Source organism: Bacillus sp. C30 (assembly GCF_040838255.1).
Lineage (GTDB): Bacteria > Bacillota > Bacilli > Bacillales > Bacillaceae_G > Bacillus_A > Bacillus_A mycoides.
On sequence record NZ_JBFPJH010000550.1, the window covers coordinates 1 to 1,535 of the forward strand.

A 1,535-nucleotide genomic window follows, 5' to 3' on the forward strand; every position below is an offset into this window, starting at 1 on the left:
ATCTGTTATTGTATTTCGAATTACATAATCCTGATAATATTGGCATCCAATCATGCTTGTAATAATGCTTCTTTGTTAATGAATTTACTTTCAAAATACTGATACGAATGGAGAGTTTTATAAATGAAAAAAGTAAATCCTTTACTTATTCTGACACTCGCAATAGGTGTGTTCGGAATTATTACTACCGAGATGGGTATTGTCGGCGTATTACCACAAATCACTCAAAAATTTGGAATTTCAACTACACAAGCTGGATTTTTAGTAAGTATATTTGCACTGGTTGTTGCTATTTCTGGTCCGTTTTTAATTCTGCTCGTCTCTAGTATTAATCGCAAAATAATTTTATTATCAGCAATTTTCATATTTGTTATTTCAAATATAATCTACGCTTATACAACACAATTTGAAATCATGCTTATTTTTCGTATTTTACCGGCAGCACTTCACCCACTCTTCTTTTCAATTGCTCTTGTAACAGCTGCTAAACTTGTCCCTCCAGAAAAGAGCGGTCAAGCGGTTACAAAAGTTTTCATGGGAATTACTGTTGGTTTTGCTTTAGGTGTACCACTAACCTCTTACCTTGCAGACCAATTTTCACTCGAAATTGCTTTCTTATTCGGAGCGCTTGTTAACACTCTTGCATTCATTGGAATACTAATCCTACTTCCTTCTATGCCTGTTAAAGAAAAAATGTCATTCGGCAAACAAATTCGTATACTCGGCAAACCAGGATTATGGTTGAATACTTTAACCGTCACATTCCTTTTTGCAGCCATGTTTTCCGTATACAGCTACTTCGCCGAGTACCTTGCAAAAGTAACTTCCATGAATGGATCTCTCATCAGTATCATGCTATTCATATTTGGCATAGTTATGATTTTAGGTAATCATTTATTTGGTAGTCTCCTGCAAAAAAGTATAGTAAATACAGTAATATTATTCCCTATCCTATATTCTATTGTTTACATATTGGTTTATTATTTAGGTTCCTACCTTGTTCCAATGATTTTTATCGTATTCATTTGGGGAATCGTACATGCTGGTGGATTAATTGTTGGTCAAACATGGTTAATAAGCGAAGCAAAAGAAGCGCCTGAATTTGGTAATAGCCTATTCGTTTCATTCTCAAATCTCGGAATTACTTTAGGAACAACTATTGGAGGCTGGTTCATTTCAAACTTAGGTATTCACCAACTTATTTGGAGCGGATTCATTTTCACACTACTCTCATTTCTGTTAATTATAATAAAACTAAAATTTTTCAATTCTAATAGCCAAGCTTCATTATCAAGCTAGTACATTTTCAGTTTCAAATTTGATAAAAAAACATTATAAATTCTTCTCATAAGATTTTATAAAGTGAAAAGTATAATGATCAAAGCCTTTAGCCATAATTACGACTAAAGGCTTTTTTGTATATAAAGTGAAACTTTACTCAGTGGGGGGGTTTGTTCATCCCCCCACTGAGTATTAGCCTTCACCAATCGGGCGTTTACGGGCAGCAGGGCTCCCACCTAACTTCTTTGCTCCAG

1 protein-coding gene is annotated in these 1,535 nt (G+C 34.3%); it reads left to right on the forward strand.

Going from position 1 to position 1,535, the window contains the following annotated elements:
• The first annotated feature begins 123 nt into the window (after nt 1–123).
• Nucleotides 124–1,299, forward strand: coding sequence for an MFS transporter (locus tag AB3X49_RS22745; RefSeq protein WP_367964906.1), 1,176 nt, complete (start codon nt 124–126; stop codon nt 1,297–1,299).
• Nucleotides 1,300–1,535 lie beyond the last annotated feature (236 nt).